The organism is Rhizobium sp. RCC_161_2 (assembly GCF_041355235.1).
Lineage (GTDB): Bacteria > Pseudomonadota > Alphaproteobacteria > Rhizobiales > Rhizobiaceae > Rhizobium.
Map to the genome: position 1 here is coordinate 341,146 of NZ_JBFUPL010000007.1, position 20,478 is coordinate 361,623.

At 62.9% G+C, this 20,478-nt stretch carries 14 protein-coding genes; 7 read left to right on the forward strand and 7 right to left on the reverse strand.

Features of this window, described 5'->3' with window-relative positions:
* Positions 1–62: 62 nt before the first annotated feature.
* On the forward strand, positions 63–368 hold the full coding sequence (locus tag AB6803_RS19955) for a hypothetical protein (RefSeq protein WP_371110504.1): 306 nt from the start codon (positions 63–65) through the stop codon (positions 366–368).
* Positions 369–390: 22 nt separating this feature from the next.
* Here the strand turns inward: AB6803_RS19955 and AB6803_RS19960 are convergent, their stop codons facing one another.
* Together AB6803_RS19960 and AB6803_RS19965 are read right to left on the reverse strand one after the other, a co-directional pair.
* Entirely contained in the window at positions 391–786 is a 396-nt protein-coding gene (locus tag AB6803_RS19960; protein ID WP_371110505.1) for a type II toxin-antitoxin system VapC family toxin, read from the reverse strand.
* Positions 786–1,013 (reverse strand): type II toxin-antitoxin system VapB family antitoxin, encoded by a 228-nt coding sequence (locus AB6803_RS19965; protein WP_371110506.1) that lies wholly within the window; start codon positions 1,011–1,013, stop codon positions 786–788. The genes AB6803_RS19960 and AB6803_RS19965 overlap by 1 nt, the downstream gene beginning before the upstream one ends.
* 183 nt (positions 1,014–1,196) lie before the next feature.
* On the opposite strand from AB6803_RS19965, the gene AB6803_RS19970 reads away from it, so the two are divergent.
* Positions 1,197–2,387: an acetyl-CoA C-acyltransferase gene (locus AB6803_RS19970; protein WP_371110507.1), complete on the forward strand. Its 1,191-nt coding sequence runs from the start codon at positions 1,197–1,199 to the stop codon at positions 2,385–2,387.
* Positions 2,388–2,610: 223 nt separating this feature from the next.
* On the opposite strand, the gene cueR is transcribed toward AB6803_RS19970, so the two are convergent.
* Together cueR and AB6803_RS19980 are read right to left on the reverse strand one after the other, a co-directional pair.
* Positions 2,611–3,000, reverse strand: a complete 390-nt coding sequence (gene cueR / locus AB6803_RS19975) for a Cu(I)-responsive transcriptional regulator (protein ID WP_371110508.1) — start codon at positions 2,998–3,000, stop codon at positions 2,611–2,613.
* Between the two features lie 11 nt (positions 3,001–3,011).
* Positions 3,012–5,504: a heavy metal translocating P-type ATPase gene (locus tag AB6803_RS19980; protein ID WP_371110509.1), complete on the reverse strand. Its 2,493-nt coding sequence runs from the start codon at positions 5,502–5,504 to the stop codon at positions 3,012–3,014.
* Between the two features lie 173 nt (positions 5,505–5,677).
* Here AB6803_RS19980 and AB6803_RS19985 point away from each other — a divergent pair, with 173 nt between their 5' ends.
* From AB6803_RS19985 to AB6803_RS20000, 4 genes are all read left to right on the forward strand, one after another.
* The gene (locus AB6803_RS19985; RefSeq protein ID WP_371110510.1) at positions 5,678–6,787 is read left to right on the forward strand and encodes an RHE_PE00001 family protein; all 1,110 of its coding nucleotides are present in this window, start codon (positions 5,678–5,680) and stop codon (positions 6,785–6,787) included.
* A 256-nt stretch (positions 6,788–7,043) separates the two neighbouring features.
* Positions 7,044–8,564, forward strand: a complete 1,521-nt coding sequence (locus AB6803_RS19990) for an efflux RND transporter periplasmic adaptor subunit (protein WP_371110511.1) — start codon at positions 7,044–7,046, stop codon at positions 8,562–8,564.
* Positions 8,561–11,680 carry an efflux RND transporter permease subunit gene (locus AB6803_RS19995; RefSeq protein ID WP_371110512.1) on the forward strand — a complete coding sequence of 1,040 codons (3,120 nt, stop codon included), beginning with the start codon at positions 8,561–8,563 and terminating at the stop codon, positions 11,678–11,680. Before AB6803_RS19990 ends, AB6803_RS19995 begins: the two co-directional genes overlap by 4 nt.
* Positions 11,677–14,787 carry an efflux RND transporter permease subunit gene (locus AB6803_RS20000; RefSeq protein ID WP_371110513.1) on the forward strand — a complete coding sequence of 1,037 codons (3,111 nt, stop codon included), beginning with the start codon at positions 11,677–11,679 and terminating at the stop codon, positions 14,785–14,787. The genes AB6803_RS19995 and AB6803_RS20000 overlap by 4 nt, the downstream gene beginning before the upstream one ends.
* 85 nt (positions 14,788–14,872) lie before the next feature.
* Here the strand turns inward: AB6803_RS20000 and AB6803_RS20005 are convergent, their stop codons facing one another.
* Both AB6803_RS20005 and AB6803_RS20010 read right to left on the reverse strand, forming a co-directional pair.
* A complete protein-coding gene (locus AB6803_RS20005; RefSeq protein ID WP_371110514.1) occupies positions 14,873–18,016 on the reverse strand; it encodes an efflux RND transporter permease subunit in 3,144 nt (1,047 codons plus the stop codon).
* Between the two features lie 8 nt (positions 18,017–18,024).
* Complete coding sequence (locus AB6803_RS20010; RefSeq protein ID WP_371110515.1) at positions 18,025–19,326, reverse strand: efflux RND transporter periplasmic adaptor subunit; 1,302 nt, start codon at positions 19,324–19,326, stop codon at positions 18,025–18,027.
* A 95-nt stretch (positions 19,327–19,421) separates the two neighbouring features.
* Here AB6803_RS20010 and AB6803_RS20015 point away from each other — a divergent pair, with 95 nt between their 5' ends.
* The gene (locus AB6803_RS20015) at positions 19,422–20,102 is read left to right on the forward strand and encodes a TetR/AcrR family transcriptional regulator (protein WP_371110516.1); all 681 of its coding nucleotides are present in this window, start codon (positions 19,422–19,424) and stop codon (positions 20,100–20,102) included.
* 101 nt (positions 20,103–20,203) lie between these two features.
* Here the strand turns inward: AB6803_RS20015 and AB6803_RS20020 are convergent, their stop codons facing one another.
* Complete coding sequence (locus AB6803_RS20020; RefSeq protein ID WP_371110517.1) at positions 20,204–20,446, reverse strand: hypothetical protein; 243 nt, start codon at positions 20,444–20,446, stop codon at positions 20,204–20,206.
* Positions 20,447–20,478: the final 32 nt, after the last annotated feature.

A 20,478-nucleotide genomic window follows, 5' to 3' on the forward strand; every position in this document is an offset into this window, starting at 1 on the left:
CTGTAAATCGGCGCGCCTGGCCCCATATAGATAGGGCTTCAACTCCCATAGGAGGCAGTCTCATGCTGCTCAAAACTCTCGCTATTTCGGCTCTCGTCATCGGCGTGTCCAGCGCCGCTTGGGCGGAATCCGTGCAAAAGCACCATCCCAAGAGACTAAAGGTCGATGCGGCTCAGGCCGATGTCGGCAATGTCGATCACTCGAAGGACGCGATCTTGCCCGACGGCACGATCAACACCGACCCTTCGGTGACCGGTCCGATCCGCGCCGGTGATTCCATCTCCCGGCTGCAATGCGCTGCCGCGCCGAACTCCGTGGGTGCGCGCTCGAACTCGTATACCGCAGGGGCGGCCTCGCTTTGCCCCTGACGGCACTATTGCATCGGGTGGCCTAGGCCACTTCGATGTCGGTCCGGCTGAATTGGTCGCCTTTCGCCAATAGTGGCTGGCGATAATAGCGGGCGCAGGCGTAGGTCATGCAATCACCAAGGCTGAGCGCTGCCGGATGGCGGCCCTCGCCGAAGAGATCATATGCTTCCACCGCCAGAAAGGCGGCGCGTGGCGGAATGGCCAGAAGCTGGATGTTCATCAGTTGCAGAAAGGTCCGAACGGCGTCGCCGGCCTCGGTTGCGGTCAGGCCTAGACGCGCGGCGATATCGATCGCCGCCTGAGCCGCCGCCATCGGCGTGGTCATGCGCGCGGTTGCCGCCTGCATGCGGATGGCGAAGCTGTGGGCTTCCTCCTCGTCGGTCATCATTGCGGATAATACCGAGGTGTCGATAAGCATCAGGCCTCTCCCACCGTGCTGCCACCAGCGGCTTTGTCCGCGGCCTTCTGCTTGAGATTGCGGCAGAAGGCGACGGCGACATCGGCAAGTGCCGGCTTGGTCAGTTCTTCATCCAGCGCCTTTTGCAATGCCAGTCGCACGGCTTCGGTTTTGGTTGAGCTTTTCGTCAGCGCCTGATAGCGCCGCGCCAGCCGGTCGATGGCATCATCCTTGATGTAGAGGGGCATTGGATATCCATTTTTTTAGAATAGGATATCCATAGGGCATGTCCGCGAGGAGGACAATCGGCCTTGCTGTAGCGATGCAACCGTTTTTCCGAAAGGATGTTTCCGACATATTTACATGACGAACATCATCTAACGTGTTAGCTATAGCGTCGATTCTGAAATTGCAGGCTGGGAGGAGCCATCATGTCCGCAATCGATCCCGTCGTCATCGTTTCCGCCACCCGCACGCCGCTTGGCCGCTTCCAGGGGGAGCTGTCATCCTTGCAGGCGCCGGAGCTTGGCGCCCATGTCATCCGCGCTGCCCTGGAGCGCGCCGGATTATCGGCGGAGAAGGTGGACGAGGTGCTGTTCGGCTGCGTGCTGCCGGCGGGGCAGGGGCAGGCGCCGGCCCGGCAGGCGGCGAAGGGCGCGGGATTGCCGGATGCGGTGGGCGCGACGACCATCAACAAGGTCTGCGGTTCCGGCATGAAGGCGACCATGCTGGCGCATGACCTGATTCTCGCCGGTTCGGCTTCCATTGTAGTCTCCGGCGGCATGGAATCGATGTCGAACGCCCCCTATCTGCTCGCCAAGGCGCGCGGCGGTTACCGTATGGGCCATGACCGCATTTTCGACCACATGATGCTTGACGGGCTGGAGGATGCCTATGAGAAAGGCCGCTCGATGGGCGATTTCGGTGAACTGGCGGTCGAAGCCTATCAGTTCACCCGCGACGATCAGGATGCCTATGCCGTGGAGACGCTGACGCGTGCCCGCAAGGCGGTCGAGACCGGCGCCTTCGAGGCCGAGATCACCCCGATTTCCGTTTCCGCCAAGGGTGGCCCGGTGACAATCGGCAAGGACGAACATCCGCAGAAGGTTTCGCCGGAAAAGATCCCGACGTTGAAACCGGCGTTCCGCAAGGACGGCACGATCACCGCCGCCAGTGCCTCGGCCAATGCGGATGGTGCCGCTGCCCTGATCCTGACCCGGCGCTCGATCGCCGAGCGCGAAGGTCTGACGATCCTCGCCGAGATCAAGGCGCACGCCACCCATTCCCAGGAACCCGCCTGGTACACGACGGCGCCGATCCCGGCGATCCGCAAAGTGCTGGAAAAGACCGGCTGGAAGGTCGGCGATGTCGATCTCTTCGAGATCAACGAGGCCTTCGCCGTCGTCGCCATGGCCGCCGCCAAGGATCTCGGCATCGCCCGCGACCGCCTCAACATCAATGGCGGCGCCTGCGCACTCGGCCACCCGATCGGGGCCACCGGCGCACGGTTGATCGTGACGCTGCTGCATGCTCTGGAGCAACAGGGCGCAAGACGCGGCGTCGCGGCGTTGTGCATCGGCGGCGGCGAGGCGACGGCGATTGCTGTAGAGCGGGTTGGGTGACGCACGGGCCCACCTCGTCCTTCGAGGCTCAGTCGTTTCCGCTATCGCTTCACCGTCTGAGCACCTCAGGATGAGGCGGAGAGAATGCGTTACTTGCCAAAGGGATCAGTCTTTACCCTGAGGCGGAGCGGCCCCGATTTTCGTCGAAGAGATCAGCCTTCACCCTGAGGTGTGTAGGCCGAAGGCCAGAGCCTCGAAGGGTGAGGGCGGGTGACTCAGCCTATTATGTGTGTTCCGACAACTCCTCCAGTATCGGGCAATCCGGCCGCGCATTGCCATGGCAGGCATGCACCAGATACTCCAGCGTGCGGCGCAGTTCGGTCAGTTCGCGGATCTTGCGGTCGATTTCGGTCAGCTTTGACGAGGCGATGTCCTTGACGTCGGCGCTGGCGCGGCTTTTGTCTTCGTAGAGGGCCAGCAATTGCCGGCATTCGTCGACGGAGAAGCCAAGGCTGCGCGAGCGGTGCAGGAAGCGCAGCTTGTGCACGTCGTCGTCGCCGTAGTCGCGGTAGCCGTTGCCGCCGCGGTCGGGGCGGATGAGGCCGATATCCTCATAATAGCGGATGGTCTTGGCCGGCAGGCCGGAGCGGCCGGATGCTTCGCCGATATTCATCTGAACTCTCCTTATTTCGCCAGTCTCAACCGTAGCGCATTGGCGATGACCGAGACCGAGGACAGGCTCATGGCTGCCGCTGCGATCATTGGTGACAGCAGCAGGCCGAAGACCGGATAGAGCACGCCGGCGGCGAGCGGAACGCCAAGCGCATTATAGCCGAAGGCGAAGGCGAGGTTCTGCTTGATGTTGCGGATCGTCGCTTCGGAGAGATACCGCGCCCGGACGATGCCGTTGAGATCGCCCTTCACCAGCGTGATCCCCGCACTTTCCATGGCGACATCGGCGCCGGTGCCCATGGCGATGCCGACATCGGCTGACGCAAGCGCCGGCGCATCGTTGACGCCGTCGCCGGCCATGGCGACGACGCGGCCCTTGGCCCGCAGCTCGTCAATCAGCGCCTTCTTGCCCTCCGGCAACAGGTCGGCGCGCACCTCGTCGATGCCGAGCTGCTTCGCAACGGCAGCGGCGGTCTTGCCGTTGTCGCCGGTTGCCATGATGATCCTCAGGCCGCTGTCATGCAGCGCCTTGATGGCGGCAGCCGTGGTCGGCTTGATCCGGTCGGCAACGGCGACGAGGCCGGCAAGCTTCCTGTCGATGGCGACAAACATCACAGTCTTGCCTTCGCCGCGCAGGCGCTCGGTCTCGACTTTTAGGGCGTCGGTCGCGATGCCAAGATCGGTCATCATCGCAGCATTGCCGAGCGCGATCGCGGTTTCGTCGGCGCGGCCTTCGACTCCCTTGCCAGTTATTGCCGAAAAGCCGGAAATCTCGACGAACTGTGCTCCGCGCTCCTCGGCGCCGGCAACGATCGCTTCGGCAAGCGGATGTTCGGAACCACGCTCCAGGCTGGCGGCGAGCGACAGCAGGCGTGCTTCGTCGGTGCCCGTTGCGGTGATGATGTCGGTGAGATTGGGTTTGCCTTCGGTCAGCGTACCGGTCTTGTCGACGATCAGCGTGTCCACTTTCGCGAAGCGTTCCAGTGCTTCCGCATCGCGTACCAGCACGCCTTCCTGCGCGCCGCGGCCCGTGGCGATCATGATGGACATGGGCGTTGCCAGGCCGAGTGCGCAGGGGCAGGCGATGATCAGCACGGCGACGGCGGCCAGCAGCGCATGCGCAAGGCGCGGCTCCGGCCCGATAAAGGCCCATACGGCAAAAGCGATGATGGCCGCTGCGACGACGGTGGGCACGAAGATGGCGGAGACGCGGTCGACCATTGTCTGGATCGGCGCGCGTGAGCGCTGCGCCTTGGCAACGAGTTCGACGATGCGCGACAGCGTCGTGTCCGCGCCGACCTTTTCGGCCAGCATGATCAGCGTACCGTTCCTGTTGATCGTGCCGCCCGTCAGCGCATCGCCCTTGGTCTTTTCAACCGGTAGCGGTTCGCCTGTGATCATCGATTCGTCGATGGTCGATTGGCCTTCGACGACGGAGCCGTCCACCGGCACGCGCTCGCCGGGGCGCACGCGCAGCCGGTCGCCGGCCTGAATCTGATCGACGGGCACATCGGTCTCGTTGCCGTCGGCACTGACGCGCTGCGCGGTCTTGGGGGCGAGGTCGAGCAGCGCGCGGATCGCCGAGCCGGTGCGCTCGCGCGCCTTCAGCTCCAGCACCTGGCCGACAAAGACCAGTGCGACGATGACCGATGCGGCTTCGAAATAGACGGGTATGGCCTGGCCGTGGCCGTGAAAGCCCATCGGGAACAGGCCGGGTGCCAATGTGGCGACGAGGCTGTAGAGATAGGCCGTGCCGACGCCGAGGCCGATCAGCGTCCACATATTGGGGCTGCGGTTGACCAACGAATTCCAGGCGCGGCGGAAGAAGGGCAGGGCGGCCCAGAGCACGACCGGCGTTGCCAGCGCAAGCTCGATCCACGTGGCGGTGGGCTCGCCGATCCAGTCGCGCAGCGGCAGGCCGAGCATCGGCCCCATGCTGAGGATCAGGAGTGGCAGCGACAGCGCAGCACTGATCCAGAGCCGGCGGGTGAAATCGACAAGCTCCGGGTTCGGGCCTTCATCGGCGGCGGGGATGCCCATCGGCTCCAGCGCCATGCCGCATTTCGGGCAATCGCCGGGATGATCGCTGACGACCTCCGGATGCATCGGGCAGGTATAAAGCGTGCCCTTCGGCGCCGGCATCTGTGCCGGCCTGTTGCCGTCGAGATAGGTGGCGGGCTCAGCCTCGAACTTGGCCTTGCAGCCGGCGGAGCAGAAATAGAATTTCTCGCCCTCATGCTTCAGGAAATGCCGCGCGCTGGCGCGGTCCACATCCATGCCGCAGACTGGATCCTTGGCGGTCAGATAGTTTTCCGGCGCAGCTTCAAATTTCTTCCGGCAGCCGTCGCAGCAGAAATGGAACGTACGGCCTTTATACTCGAGCGACGGCTTGCCCGCCTTGGGATCGACGGTCATGCCGCAGACAGGATCGCGGATCACCGTATCCTGCTGTTCGCCGTGATGGTGGCCGTGATGGCTGTGATCATGTTCGTCATGCAATGCCATGGAAAACTCCAGTGCCCGGAAGTGAGCGTCGGATAGGTTTATGAACCTTCCCGTTACTGGAAGGTCAAGCGAAAAAATAGGAAATCCTGTCCACAGTTGAAAGAGGGTGTTTTCTGGCCCGATGCCCCGCATGGTGATAAGTTCCGCAAGATCGAAGCAATCATGTGATTCCAATGCGATATGATCTTTCCTCCTTGCCGTTGACGACGCTTCTGCCTGCGATGACCAGGGCGGAGGATATGCTGGCGCGGCTGGATGAGCGGGTCTTGCGACATGTGGTCGCCGACGGTTTCCGCGAGCGCGGGCATTTTTTCGATGCAGTCGGCGCGCTCTGGGTCGGCGGCGAGCTGGTGCATGTCGAGGATCTCGTACTGCATGATGCGCGCATGGATGCCCGCACGCCGACGCATGAGCTGACCATTGCCCATGCCGTACTGCGCGTCCGCCGCCGGCTATGGAATGCCGAGCCTTCCTGGGGGCTGGAAGCCGCCGGTCTCGCGACGCTGCGTGGTGATATCGGTGAGGTCGAGGAAACCGCCACACCGCGTCCCGCGCCCGTCCCAGGCATGGAAGCGGATTTGGAAGAAAATGACGAGGACGAAGATGATTTCGGCGTGGATTTTGCCGAGATCGATGCGGTGATTGCCCGCTCCGATCAGGTACTGAACGGAGAGATTCCGGATGCCCGGCCCGAAAGCGTGGACGATCCGCTGGGCCTGATCCATGACGAGGACTGGGATGAAGGCGAGCGGCTGGAGAGCTGGCGCGCCCTCATCCGCCAGGCGGATCTTCTGCCGCCTGCCCTGGCTGCTGCTGTGCTCTTCGACGCCTGGGAGCGGATCGAGCCGCTGCGGCGGCAGCATTGGCTGGGCGGCCTGCTCGTCAGTGCCTATCTGCGCAGTCGCGGCAAAGTAACATCGCATCTTCTCTGCCTGAATGTTGGCCTGAAATCCGTTCGCCACGAACGCCGTCGCGCCCCGGATCGCACCACACGTCTGATGGCCTTTCTGGAAGCGATGGCGCTCTCGGCTGACGCGGGGCTGAAGGAGCTCGATCGCCTGTCGCTTGCCAAGCAGCAGATGGAGCGGCGGTTGAAGGATCGCAGGTCGAACAGCAGCCTACCCGGCGTCATCGAGATCGTTCTGTCGCGGCCGATCGTTTCCGCCAAGATGATCGCCCGCCATGCCGGCGTCACCTCCCGCGGCGCACTCAACCTCGTGGCCGAACTCGGTGTGCGCGAAATGACCGGGCGCGGGCGTTATCGCGGCTGGGGTGTACTTTAGATTACGAAGCACTGAATTCCCGATCCATGCCGGCATTTCCGAGAGGACAGCGAGGACGTGCGCTGCCGGTTGTTCTTTTGCAACCACAACCCTAGTTTTTGCTCAATGTGACAGTTTGTTAAGCTAAGCCACGCGAAAATGGACAAAATTTAATGGCCTAACCAAATTCCTAAGCGCGGCGATGCAAGTTAAAGTCGCGCTCATATTGCGTCGGCGGATTGTTTGAAAGCCGGGCGCCCTGAAGGAAGGTGTGTTGATGGCTCGGACATTTCGGGTCCTGATATCGGTAGTCGTGATTGGCGCCGTGGCTTATGGCGCCTACGCGACGCGGGATCGCTGGCTTGGCGGTGCGGAGCGCCTATTTGGCATTCAAGGCACGGCTGCGCCCGGCGAGCAGGCTCAGGGCGAACGCCGGAGTGGCCAGCGCCAGGGCGGCGGCGGGCGGCGCGGCGGTCTTTCGCAGTTCAGCGGACCCGTTCCGGTGCTGGCGGCGGATGCGGCGACCACCGATGTCCCGGTCTATATCGACGGCGTCGGCTCGGTGAAGGCGCTGAACACGGTCACGGTGCGCGCACAGGTCAACGGCAAGATCGTCGAAATCGATTTCGACGAGGGCCAGGACATCAAGAAGGGTGACGTCATTGCCCGCATCGACGATGCGGTCTACAAGGCCCAGCTCGACCAGGCGATCGCCAAGAAGGCGCAGGACGAAGCTCTGCTCGCCGGTGCGCAGCGTGACCTTGCCCGCTATCAGCTCATGGTCAAGAGTGCGTCGGGCACGCAGCAGCAAGTGGATACGCAGCTGTCGCTGGTCGCCCAATATACGGCGCAGGTCCAGGTCGACCAGGCCACCATCGAAAGCGCGCAGGCGACGCTCGACTACACGACGATCAAGGCGCCGATCGACGGACGCACCGGCATCCGCAATGTCGATATCGGCAATCTCGTCAGCTCCTCCGACACGACGGGCATCGTGACGCTGTCGCAGATCAAGCCGATTTCCGTCCTCTTCTCCATTCCGCAGCAGCAGCTTGCCCGCATCAACGCGGCCAGTGCGGCCGGTGTGCTTGCGGTCCAGGCGATGGGGAGCGACGGTCAGACGGTGGTCGACAACGGTTCGCTGGCGGTGGTCGACAATCAGGTCGATCCGACCACGGGCACTGTGAAACTGAAAGCCAATTTCCCGAACGACAAACTGGCGCTCTGGCCGGGCGCCTTCGTCAATGCCCGCCTGCTGGTCGAGACGCTGAAGGGCGTCACGGTCATCCCGACCGCCGCCGTGCAGCGCGGACCGAACGGCACTTTCGTTTATATTATCAAGCCGGATCAGTCGGTCTCCATGAAGCCGGTGAAGGTGCGTCAGCAGGACGATTCGCTGGCCGTCATCGCCGATGGCGTCGCCGCCGGTGACAAGGTGGTGACGACGGGCTTTGCCCGCCTGCAGGATGGTTCGAAGGTGCAGATTTCGACCACTCCGGATCAGGCAGCATCAAATGCGCCGGCAGCGGATGATCAAGGGCAGCCGGTTGCGGGGAACGATCCTCAAAACGGTCAAGGCAATGCCAATGCCACCGGCGGCCAGCAGTCGCATCATCGACACAATGGCCAGGGTGGTAAGGGCGGCCAAGGCGGTAAGGGTGGCAGTGGTGGCCGAGATGGTAAGAGCGGGGATAGCGGTAGAGATGGTCAGAATGTCGCCGACCCCAATCAGGGTACGGATTCCAGTGGCAGCTCTGCTCCGGGCGCGTCTCCCGCCACGCCAGCGCCGCAGCAATGAACGTCTCGTCGCTCTTCATTTCCAGGCCGGTCGCCACCTCGCTTCTCGGGGTCGCGGTTCTGCTGGGCGGCATTCTCGGTTTTCTTTTTCTGCCGGTCGCGCCGCTGCCGCAGGTGGATTTTCCGACGATCCGGGTGACGACGCAATTGCCGGGCGCCGATCCCGACACGATGGCGGCACTGGTGACCGCGCCGCTTGAGCGGCCGCTCGGCCAGATTCCGTCGCTGGCGTCGATGACCTCTTCGAGCGCCTTCGGCATCAGCCAGATCACCCTGCAATTCGATCTCGGCCGCGATATTGATGGGGCGGCGCAGGACGTGCAGGCGGCGATCAATGCCGCGGGATCGACGCTGCCGCGCACGCTGCCCTATCCGCCGACCTATTCGAAAGTGAATCCGGCCGATACGCCGATCGTGACGCTGGCGCTGCGGTCCAACAGCTATTCGATCCGCGAACTCAGCGATTTCGCCGACACGATGATGGCGCAGCGGCTGAGCGAGGTCTCCGGTGTCGGCGACGTCAGCATCCAGGGCGGCGTCAAGCCCGCCATCCGTATCCAGGCCGACCTGCCGCGGCTCGCATCCTACGGTCTGGCGCTGGAGGATCTGCGCACGGCAATCACCAATGCCAGCGTCGCCGGTGCCAAGGGCGCTCTTGACGGCACGAACCAGAGTTTCACGCTCGCCGCCAACGACCAGATTGTCGATCCCGCCATCTACAGATCCGTCATCGTGGCCTATCGCAACAATGCGCCGGTGCAGTTGAAGGATGTCGCGACGGTCGTCGAGGGGCTGGAGAATACCCGCGTCGGCGCCTGGTATCAGGGCCAGCCCGCCGTCATCCTCGACATCATGCGCCAGCCGGGCGCCAACGTCATCCAGACGGTCGAAAGCGTGTTGAAGCAGCTCCCGAAGTTGAAGCAGGCAATGCCGGCCGGCATCTCGCTCGACATTGTCAACGACCGCACCGAGACCATCCGCGCCTCGATCCATGACGTGCAATGGACGCTCGTCGTCAGCATCGGCCTCGTCATTCTCGTCGTTCTGCTCTTCCTGCGCACGGTGACGGCGACCTTCATCGCCGGTGTCGCCCTGCCGCTGTCGCTGATCGCGACCTTCGGCGTCATGTGGTTCGCCGGCTTCAGTCTCGACAACCTCTCGCTGATGGCACTGACCATCGGCACCGGCTTCGTCGTCGACGATGCCATCGTGATGATCGAGAACATCGCCCGTCATATCGAGGAGGGCGAGAGCCCGATGCAGGCGGCGCTGAAGGGCGCCGGCGAAATCGGCTTCACCATCATCTCGCTGACCGTCTCGCTGGTTGCCGTCTTCATCCCGCTGCTGTTCATGACCGGCATTGTCGGGCGGATGTTCCGCGAATTCGCCTTAACGCTGACCATCGCCGTCGTGGTGTCGGCGGTGATTTCGCTGACGTTGACGCCGATGATGTGTGCCCGCATCCTGCGCAAGCCTAAAGAGCACCGCAGCGGGTTCCTGGCAGGCGCCGACCGTTTCATGGAGTGGCTGATCGAGGGCTATCGCCGCAGCCTTGTCTGGGCGGTGGACCGCAGCACCCTGATGCTGCTGATCACCGCGGTGACGCTGGCCGCCACCATCGCGCTCTACATCGTCATCCCCAAGGGCTTCCTGCCGCCGCAGGATACCGGCCTGATTACCGCCGTCGTCGAGACCGAGCCGACTACTTCCTTCGAAGCGATGAAGCAGACGCAGGCGACCGTGGCCGACCGGCTGCGCAAGGATCCGGACGTGACGGGCGTCGTCTCCGTCATCGGCGCCAGCGCCAGCAACCTGACGCTCAATACCGGTAATCTCAGCCTCATCTTGAAACCGAGGAACGAGCGCAGCTCCTCGGCGGCCGACATCATCGACCGGATGCGCGATGAAGTGGCTGATCTGCCCGGCATTCACGTCACCTTCCAGAGCGTGCGCGACATTTCGATCAGCACGCGGGCCAGCCGCTCGTCCTATCAATACACACTCACCGCCACCGACACGGCGACCGTGGTCGACTGGGCCGGAAAGCTGGCGCAGCGGCTGCAGCAGAGCCCGAAGCTGATAGATGTCTCATCCGAGGTGGAAATGGGCGGCGGCCGTATCTTCGTCGATGTCGATCGCGAGACCGCCTCGCGCCTCGGCGTCTCGATGCAGGCCGTCAGCGACACGCTGAATGACGCCTTCGGCCAGCGGCAGATCGCCACGATCTACGGTCAGGCCAACCAGTATCGCGTCATCCTGGAGGCGGCGCCGCAATATCAGTCGGACCCGAAATCGCTCGACAAGCTCTACGTTGCCGGCACGAGCGACACGCAGGTGCCGCTCAATGCCTTCACCACGGCGACGTTTACGACGGCGCCCTTGGTCATCAGCCACGACGAGCAGTTTCCGGCCGTGACCATCAGCTTCGATCTCGCCAAGGGTGCCTCGCTCAGCGACGCCGTCGCCGAGGTTCAGACGGCCGAGCAGGATATCGGCATGCCTGATACCATCCAGCGCAGCTATTCCGGCGACGCCGAGGAATTCGCCTCGTCGCTCGCCGGAGAGCCCTGGCTCATCCTCGCGGCCGTCGTGACGATCTACATCGTGCTTGGGCTGCTCTATGAGAGTGCCGTACATCCGATAACGATCCTATCGACCTTGCCGTCGGCGGGCGTCGGTGCGCTGCTGGCGCTGATGCTGTTCGGCCAGGATCTGTCGATCATCGCCCTGATCGGCATCGTGCTCCTGATGGGCATCGTCAAGAAGAATGCGATCATGATGATCGATTTCGCGCTGGAGGCCGAGCGCAAGGAGGGGCTCCCGCCGCGCGAGGCGATCCTGAAAGCCTCGATCCTGCGCTTCCGCCCAATCATGATGACGACGCTGGCGGCACTCTTCGGCGCGCTGCCCCTGGCGCTGGCGCAAGGCACGGGAGCGGAGCTGCGCGTGCCCCTCGGCATCACCATCATCGGCGGCCTCGTGCTGTCGCAGCTCCTGACGCTCTATACGACGCCGGTGATCTATCTCGCCTTCGAGAACCTGCGTGCCCGCATCGTCGGTCGGCCGACCGGCATGCCGGCTCCGGAGCTGGACGATGTTGTGGGTGGTGAGACATGAACCTCTCCGAGCCGTTCATCAAACGTCCCGTCGGGACGACGCTTCTGGCAATCGGGCTTATGATCCTCGGCATCGTCTCCTATCGCTTCCTGCCGGTGGCAAGCCTGCCGACCGTCGACCTGCCGACGATCGTCGTTTCGGCCAGCCGGCCCGGTGCCGATCCCGCCAGCATGGCGGCGAGCGTTGCCGCACCGCTTGAACGGCACCTCGGCACCATCGCCGGCATCACGCAGCTGACCTCCGTCAGCTCGCTCGGATCGAGCAGCATCGTCGCCCAGTTCGATCTGTCGCGCAGCGTCGACGGCGCCGCGCAGGACGTGCAGGCGGCGCTAAACGCGGCGGCGACCGACCTGCCAGGCGACCTGCCGACATTGCCCTCCTTCCGCAAGATCAATCCGGCCGCGGCTCCCGTGCTGATCCTGGCGCTGACCTCCGACAATGTGCCGGCAAGCGCAGTTTATGACGCTGCCGATACGATCGCCGTACAGCGCATATCGCAAGTCGACGGTGTCGGGCAGGTGTCGGTCAGCGGCGCCGATCAGCCTGCCGTTCGCGTCAGGCTCGATCCGGACAGGCTTTCCGCCATGGGCCTGGCGCTGGACAATGTGCGTACGGCGATCGTCAATGCCAATACGCTCGGCCCGGTCGGTTCGATCGATGGCAGCAGCTCCGCTTTCTCGATTTCCCTGAACAGCCAGTTGCGGACACCCGAGGCCTATGGCCGTCTCGTCGTGAGCAATGCCAACGGCACAGCCGTGCGTCTCTCCGATATTGCCACCGTCGAGCCGGGCGTGCGCAACAGCCGCTCCGACGCCTGGTTCGATGGCAAGCCTGCCGTGCTGCTCAACATCACCAAGGAAGCGGACGCCAATGTCATCGCCACGGTCGATGGCGTCAAGGCTCTGATCCCGGAGCTGCAACGCCTGATCCCAGCCGGTATCCATATCGCCGTTCTCTCCGACCGCACCACGACGATCCATGCCAGCGTCACCGATATGCAATGGACGCTGCTTGCTACCATCTGCCTGGTGATGGGCGTGGTTTTCGTCTTCCTGCGGCGTGCCACGCCGACCTTTGCGGCCGGCGTCACCGTGCCGTTGTCGTTGTGCGGCACCTTTGCCGCCATGTGGCTCTTCGGACTGTCGATCGACAATCTGTCGTTGATGGCGCTCGCCGTCTCCGTCGGCTTCGTCGTCGACGATGCCATCGTGATGATCGAGAACATCTACGCCAATCTCGAAAGCGGCATGAAGCCGATGCGGGCGGCGCTCGAGGGCGCGAAGCAGATCGGCTTCACGGTGGTTTCGATCAGCCTGTCGCTGCTCGCCGCCTTCATTCCGCTCTTCTTCATGGGCGGCATCGTCGGCCGGTTCTTTCAGACCTTTTCGCTGACGCTCGGTTTCACCATCGTCGTCTCCACCCTGGTGTCGCTGACGCTGACGCCGATGATCTGCGGTCATCGCCTGCGCGCGCATGACATGGAGGCCGAGCGGGGCCTATTTGCCCGGATCGTCGAGGGGACGCTCGGCGCGATTACCAATTTCTATGGCCGGACGCTGAAGGCGGTTCTGCATCATCGCGTGCTTTCCGTCCTCGTCATCCTCGCCTGTGTCGTCATGTCCGCCTATCTCTACGTCAAGGTGCCGAAGGGTTTCATCCCGCAAGACGATACCGGCTTTATCCAGGGCGGCACGCAGGCGGCGACCGATATTTCCTATCCGGCCATGGTCAAGCTGCAGCAGCAGGCCGCCGATCTCGTCGGCAAAGACCCGGCCGTCTCCGGTGTCGGCTCGTCCGTCGGTGGAGGCGGGTTTTCCAGCTCGATCAATCGTGGCTCGCTGTTTATTTCGCTGAAGCCGGAATCGGAACGCGCGTCGACCGCCGAGGTGATCGACCGGCTGCGGAAGCAGCTGATGGCCATTCCCGGTCTCAGCACCTTCCTGTTTTCGCCAGGCGATATCCGCGCCGGGGCGCGCTCGTCGCAATCGCAGTATCAGTTCACGATCTGGGGTGCGAATTACGACGAGCTGGTGGAATGGGCGCCGAAGGTGCTGGAGCGCATGCAGGCGCTGCCGCAGCTGACCGATGTCGCCACCGACCGGCAGCCGAACGGTCTGCAGGCGACGGTCAACATCAACCGCAGCGAAGCCTCACGGCTCGGCGTCAGCATCCAGTCGATCGACGCGGCGCTCAACAATGCCTTCGCGCAGCGACAGGTTTCGACGATCTACACCCAGCGCAACCAGTATCGCGTCGTGCTGGAGGCGAACCCGGACTACGCCCGCGATCCCAACGATATTTCCAAGCTCTATGTGCCCGCCTCGGATGGCACACAGGTCCCGCTCAGCGCCGTGGCGTCGATCGACCGGACGCTGGCGCCGCTGGTGGTCAATCACCAGGGGCAATATCCGTCCGTGACGATCTCCTACAATCTGGCGCTCAACAGCGTGCTGCAAGTGGCGAACGATGCCATTCAGAAGACGGTGCTCGACATGCACCTGCCCGATGAGCTCCATGCGGATTTCGCCGGCGACGCCGCCAGCGTCACGCAGTCTTCGGGCAGCCAGCCGCTGCTGCTGTTGGCGGCGCTGCTGACGGTCTATATCGTGCTTGGCATTCTCTATGAGAGCCTGGCGCATCCGCTGACGATCATTTCGACACTGCCGTCTGCCGGTCTCGGCGCGCTGCTGGCGCTGGTCATCAGCGGCACGGAGCTGACGATCATCGCCTTCATCGGCATCATCCTCTTGATCGGCATCGTCAAGAAGAACGGCATCATGATGGTGGATTTCGCATTGCAGGGCGAACGCAAGCTCGGCCTGCCCTCCGAGGAGGCGATCTACCAGGCCTGCCTCAAACGCTTCCGCCCGATCCTGATGACGACGCTTGCAGCCCTCATGGGTGCCATCCCGCTGATCATCGCCACCGGCCCCGGGGCGGAACTGCGCCGCCCCCTGGGGATCACCATCGTCGGCGGCCTGGTCGTCTCGCAGATCCTGACGCTTTATACGACGCCGATCATCTATCTGATGCTCGCCAAGCTCCACAGCCGGTGGTCGGCAAAGCAGGAGCCGGCACCGCCGGTCGTTTCGTCGTCGACGACCTGAGCAGGGCCGTAGCCGGTGGTGTTCTCATAGTGATGTGACATCGGAAACACCCGCTCTCATGTGTAAGAGAGCGGGCGATAGTCCATCAATGCACCGCATCCGGGCTGGCTGGCGCCGGTGTTGCCGTCCCTTGCACCTTGCCCTTGAAGACGCGTCGGACGGAGACGAAGAGCAGCGGGATGAAGAAGACGCCGAGGACGGTCGCCGAGATCATGCCGCCCATGACGCCGATGCCGATCGAGTTCTGGCTGCCGGAGCCCGCACCATTGGCGATCGCCAGCGGCATGACGCCGAGGATGAAGGCAAGCGAGGTCATCAGGATCGGCCGCAGGCGCTGGCGGGATGCTTCCAGCGTCGCGTCGATCAAGTTCTTGCCGCTGTTCTGCTGCTCGATGGCGAATTCGACGATCAGGATGGCGTTCTTGGCTGCAAGCCCTATCGTCGTCAGCAGACCAACCTTGAAATAGACGTCGTTCGACTGGCCGAAGATGGTGGCGGCCAGCAGCGCGCCGAAGATGCCGATCGGCACCGACAGCATGACGGCAAGCGGGATCGACCAGCTTTCGTAGAGAGCGGCCAGTGCCAGGAAGACGACAAGGATGGAGATGGCGTAGAGCTGGCTTGCCTGGTTGCCGGAGAGCTTTTCCTGGGCCGACAGGCTGGTCCATTCATGGCTGAAGCCGGGCGGCAGGGTCGCCATGATCTGATCGATCTCGTTCATGGCATCGCCGGAGGAGACGCCGGGCGCGGCGGCACCCTGGATTTCGACGGCCGACGAACCGTTATAGCGCTCCAGACGCGGCGAACCATAGGTCCATTCGCCGCTGGAGAAGGCCGAGAAGGGCACCATGTCGCCGCCGGAATTGCGCACGTACCAGCGGCCGAAATCCTCCGGCTGCATGCGGAAATCCTGGTAGGCCTGGACGTAGACAGGCTTGACGCGGCCGCGATCGATGAAGTCGTTGACATAGGTGCCGCCCCAGGCAGTCGACAGCGTGGAGTCGATATCCGCCAGGCTGATATTGAGCGCGCTCGCCTTCTCCTGATCGATATTGACCGAGTATTGTGGCGTGTCTTCTTGGCCGTTCGGGCGTGTTCCGAACAGCTTCGAGCTCTTGGCCGCAGCACCGAGCAACTGGTTGCGGGCGGCGATCAGGCTGGCATGGCCGGCGCCATTGATGTCCTTGATGAAGAAGTCGAAACCGCTCGAACTGCCGAAACCGGGAATAGCGGGCGGTGCGAGCGCAAAGACGCTGCCGTCCTTGATCTTCGAGAAGGCACCCATGGCGCGGCCGGCGATCGCCTGCGCCTTCGCCTGGGGGGTCTTACGCAGCGCAAAATCCTTCAGCCGGACGAAAACGATACCGACATTCTGACCCTGGCCGCTGAAGCCGAAGCCGGCAACGGCGAAGGCGCCCTCGACATAGTCCTTCTCGTTGTTGAGATAATAGTTGCGCACCTGGTCGAGCACGGCCTTTGTTCGGGATTCCGCAGCACCAGGCGGAAGCTGAATCGCGGTCAAGAGAATGCCCTGATCCTCGTCCGGCAGGAACGAGCTTGGGAGGCGGTTGAACAGAACGCCGACGCCGACGCCGATCAACACGAAGATCACGAGGAAGACGGCGGAGCGGCGGATCATGCCGTGAATGCCGCTCTGATAGCGAAGCGTCGCGCGCTCGAAATTGCGGTTGAACCAGCCGAAGGCGCCGCGCTGCTTGGAGCCATGCTCTGGCGTCTTCAGGATGGTGGCGCAGAGTGCGGGCGTCAGGATGAGGGCGACAATGACCGACAGGATCATCGCCGAGACGATGGTCACCGAGAACTGGCGGTAGATGACACCGACGGAGCCGGAGAAAAAAGCCATCGGGATGAACACGGCCGACAGCACTGTGGCAATGCCGATCAGGGCGCCGGTGATTTCCTGCATCGACTTGATCGTCGCCTCACGCGGCGATAGTCCCTCTTCCTCCATCACGCGCTCGACGTTTTCGACGACGACGATCGCGTCGTCCACGAGCAGGCCGATCGCCAAGACCATACCGAACATGGTGAGGGTATTGATCGAATAGCCGAACAGCGACAGCACGCCGAAGGTGCCGAGCAGCACGACCGGGACGGCAAGTGTTGGGATCAAGGTGGCACGGATGTTCTGCAGGAAGACGAACATGACGATGAAGACGAGCACGATGGCTTCGAACAGCGTCTTGACCACGTCCTCGATCGACAGCTTGACGAAGGGCGTCGTGTCGTAGGGATAGACGATCTCGACATTCGGCGGCAGCGTCTGCTTGACGCTTTCGATGGTCGATCGTACGGCCTCGGCCGTATTGATGGCGTTGGCGCCGGAGGCGAGCATGACGGCGAGACCGGCCGAGGGGTGGCCGTTATAGGTGCTCGAGGTGGTGTAGGACGAGGCGCCAAGCTCGACGGTCGCGACATCGTTGAGGCGTACCAGCGAGCCATCGGGCAGGCTCTTGAGAATAATGTTATTGAACTGCTCCGGCGTCTGCAGGCGGCTCTTGGCCGTGACCGTAGCGTTCAGTTGCTGGCCCTTGCGCTGCGGCAATGCACCAAGCTGACCGGCCGAGACCTGCGAGTTCTGCGCCTCGATCGCCGTGGTGACGTCGCTGACCATCAGCTGGTATTTGGCGAGCTTGTCTGGATTGACCCAGACGCGCATGGCATAGCCGGCGCCGAAGATCTGGGTGTTGCCGACGCCTTCGATACGCTTCAGCGTGTCGTTGAGCGTGCTGGACACATAGTCTGCAAGGTCGTTTGAATTAAGCTTGCCGTCGGTTGAGACGAAGCCGACGACCATCAGGAAGTTCGAGGTCGACTTGGAAACGACGATACCTGTCGACTGCACCGTTTGCGGCAACTGCGCGGTGACCAGCTGCAGCTTGTTCTGCACCTGCATCTGTGCAACGTCGGGATCGGCCTTGTTGGTGAAGGTCAGCGAGATCGAAGCCGATCCCGTCGAGGTCGAGGTCGACGTCATATAGTCGAGATTGTCGATGCCGGTCATGCCCTGCTCGATGACCTTGGTCACCGAGTTTTCGACGGTTGCGGCATCGGCGCCGGAATAGGTGGCGCTGATGCTCACCGTGGTCGGGGCAATCTGCGGATATTGCGAGATCGACAGCGTCAGGATCGACAGTGCGCCCGCAAGCATGATGACGATGGCGATGACCCAGGCAAAGATCGGCCGGTCGATGAAAAAACGCGACATCGCTTACCTCACTTCTGGGCGCCGGAGGCGGCTTTGGTATCGGTCTTTTCCAGCTCGGCCTGTTCGGCGGGCTTGCTGTCGGCGGCAGCCTGCTTCACCTCGCCGGTCGCGTCATCGATGGTCACGGGGCTGGCGTTGACATCCTGGCCGTCGCGCACGCGCTGGCTGCCTTCGACGATCACGCGATCGCCATCTGTCATGCCTTCGTTCACCAGCCAGCTATTGCCGATGCTCCGCTGTACCTTCAACACCCGCTGCTGCACCTTGTTCTCGGCGGTCACGAACATCGCTATCGGCTCGCCCTTGGTGTTGCGGGTGACGGCGCGCTGCGGCACGAGGAAGCTGTTTTCGGCGACGCCTTCCTGGATGGTGGCGCGCACATACATGCCGGGCAGCAATATGCGGTCCGGATTGGGGAAAACGGCGCGCACGGTGATGGTGCCGACGGTTTCAGCGACCGCGGCTTCCGCAAATTCGAGCTTGCCGGTTTCCTTGTATTGGGAACCGTCTTCCAGTGTCAGATGGACGGATACATTGTCGCCGCTGGTCTTCAACCGGCCGTCGGCGATGGCGCGGCGGAATTCGAGCAGGTTCGTGCTCGACTGCGTGACGTCGACATTGATCGGGTCGAGCTGGCGGATGGTGGTGAGCGCCGTCGTCTGGTCGGCGGTGACGAGCGCACCGACGGTCACTGCCGAGGCGTCGACACGACCGCCGATCGGGGCGCGCATCTTGGTGTAGTCGAGGTTGATGCGGGCGGTTTCCAGGGCGGCCTTGGCGGATGCCACATCGGCGTTTGCCTGCGCCAGGGTAGCGACCGCATCATCCAGATTTTGCTTGCTGACGGCGTCCTGCGCCGTCAGGCTCTTGTAGCGATCCACTTTCGACTGGGCGCTCGGCACGGCGCCCTGCGCCTTCTGCAAGGAGGCAACGGCGCTGTCATAGGAGGCTTGATAGGAGGCCGGATCGATTTCGTAGAGCACGTCGCCGGCGGCGACCTCGCTGCCTTCCTTGAAATTGCGGTTGCGAATGATGCCGCCGACCTGCGGCCTGACTTCGGCGACCAGATAGGCGCTGGTGCGGCCGGGCAGTTCGGCGGTGATCGCCACCGATTGCGGATGCAGCGTCATGGCGCTGACTTCAGTCTTGATGGCCGGGGCGTTGCCCTGCGCAGCCTTCTGTTCATTGCAGCCGGCAAGCAGCATCGTGGCGGCGACCCCTGCGACGAGGAGCGATGTCCGGGCGGCGGAAAAATGCCTGATTTGCGCCGAACGTGCAGATGCAGGGGTAGAAGAGACGAGCTTTCCCACGTTGCTATTTCCTGTTGCCTTATTTACAGTACGATCTAGTACAAAAATATTTGTACCGCGATAAATGTCAATCTCATTCGGCTCTTAAGGTCAAGATGCAAGTGCGGACGGAAGCAAGGGGAAGAGATGCGGATCAGGTCGCTGCTCGCCGCCCACGCGGCCGCCCGAAAACCGTAAGCGACGATGCGAGGCGCGCGGAGATCCTCAGCGCCGCCTGCGCGACATTTCATGCGCTTGGCTATGGCGGCACGACCATGGACCTGGTCGCCGCGCGGTGCAGAATCTCGAAGCAGACCCTCTATCGGTTGTTTTCAAGCAAGACAGAGCTTTTCATGGCGATTATCGCCGAGCATCGGACCTCGATGCTGGCCCTGCCGCGCGATCCCGAGGAGAATCTGCCGCTCACCGAGGCGCTCGAGCAGATTTTCATGATCGATATCGATGAGGCGGCCGAGCGTGACCGCGAGGCATTCATCCATCTCGTCATGAGTGAAGCGCAGCAGTTTCCCGAGATGGCGGCGCTGTTGCGCGCGCAGGGAGGTGCGCAGACGCGGCAAATGCTGGCCGACTGGCTCAATCTGCAACAGCAACGTGGCCTGATCGAAATTGCCGATGCCGAGAGCGGCGCGCGCATGCTGATGAATATGATCTTCGGCGCGATGATCACGCTTCCCGGGAGGACGAACGACTGGCCGGACCGCCAGACCCGCCTGCGGCACTTGCGGCAATGCATCGCGATCTTTGTCGCGGGTGTTCAGCCGCATCGGAGCAACTAACAAGCTCCGCCTTCGGTGTGTAAAATATCAATGCCGGCAAGGTTCAGGACCATGCCGGCATTGTCTCCGCCCCCAAAGACAGAAAAGTCAAGAAGTCGCGCTTAGTGCGCGACGGCTCTGTTCACCTTGTCCATGCCCTCCTCGAAGAGCGGCATTTGCAGGCCGTTTGCATACATTTCCTGCAATACGGCACCGAGTGCGAGATCCAGGCACCAGACCGGGAATTCTGCTTCCAGGCTCTTGGCGCTTTGGCGCGCATAGGTGATCAGTCGTGCAATAGATGCCAGTTCCTTCAGCGAGTCAGAATCCTGGCTCGCTGCTTCAATCGGAAGTACTGCCGTCATTTTACGCCCCTTTTGCCCCCTGTTCCCAGCGA

Coding starts and splice junctions, on each gene's coding strand:
- AB6803_RS19955 (WP_371110504.1), top strand. CDS start 63: ATGCTGCTCAAAACTCTCGCTATTTCGGCTCTCGTCATCGGCGTGTCC.
- AB6803_RS19960 (WP_371110505.1), bottom strand. CDS start 786: ATGCTTATCGACACCTCGGTATTATCCGCAATGATGACCGACGAGGAG.
- AB6803_RS19965 (WP_371110506.1), bottom strand. CDS start 1,013: ATGCCCCTCTACATCAAGGATGATGCCATCGACCGGCTGGCGCGGCGC.
- AB6803_RS19970 (WP_371110507.1), top strand. CDS start 1,197: ATGTCCGCAATCGATCCCGTCGTCATCGTTTCCGCCACCCGCACGCCG.
- cueR (WP_371110508.1), bottom strand. CDS start 3,000: ATGAATATCGGCGAAGCATCCGGCCGCTCCGGCCTGCCGGCCAAGACC.
- AB6803_RS19980 (WP_371110509.1), bottom strand. CDS start 5,504: ATGGCATTGCATGACGAACATGATCACAGCCATCACGGCCACCATCAC.
- AB6803_RS19985 (WP_371110510.1), top strand. CDS start 5,678: ATGCGATATGATCTTTCCTCCTTGCCGTTGACGACGCTTCTGCCTGCG.
- AB6803_RS19990 (WP_371110511.1), top strand. CDS start 7,044: ATGGCTCGGACATTTCGGGTCCTGATATCGGTAGTCGTGATTGGCGCC.
- AB6803_RS19995 (WP_371110512.1), top strand. CDS start 8,561: ATGAACGTCTCGTCGCTCTTCATTTCCAGGCCGGTCGCCACCTCGCTT.
- AB6803_RS20000 (WP_371110513.1), top strand. CDS start 11,677: ATGAACCTCTCCGAGCCGTTCATCAAACGTCCCGTCGGGACGACGCTT.
- AB6803_RS20005 (WP_371110514.1), bottom strand. CDS start 18,016: ATGTCGCGTTTTTTCATCGACCGGCCGATCTTTGCCTGGGTCATCGCC.
- AB6803_RS20015 (WP_371110516.1), top strand. CDS start 19,422: ATGCAAGTGCGGACGGAAGCAAGGGGAAGAGATGCGGATCAGGTCGCT.
- AB6803_RS20020 (WP_371110517.1), bottom strand. CDS start 20,446: ATGACGGCAGTACTTCCGATTGAAGCAGCGAGCCAGGATTCTGACTCG.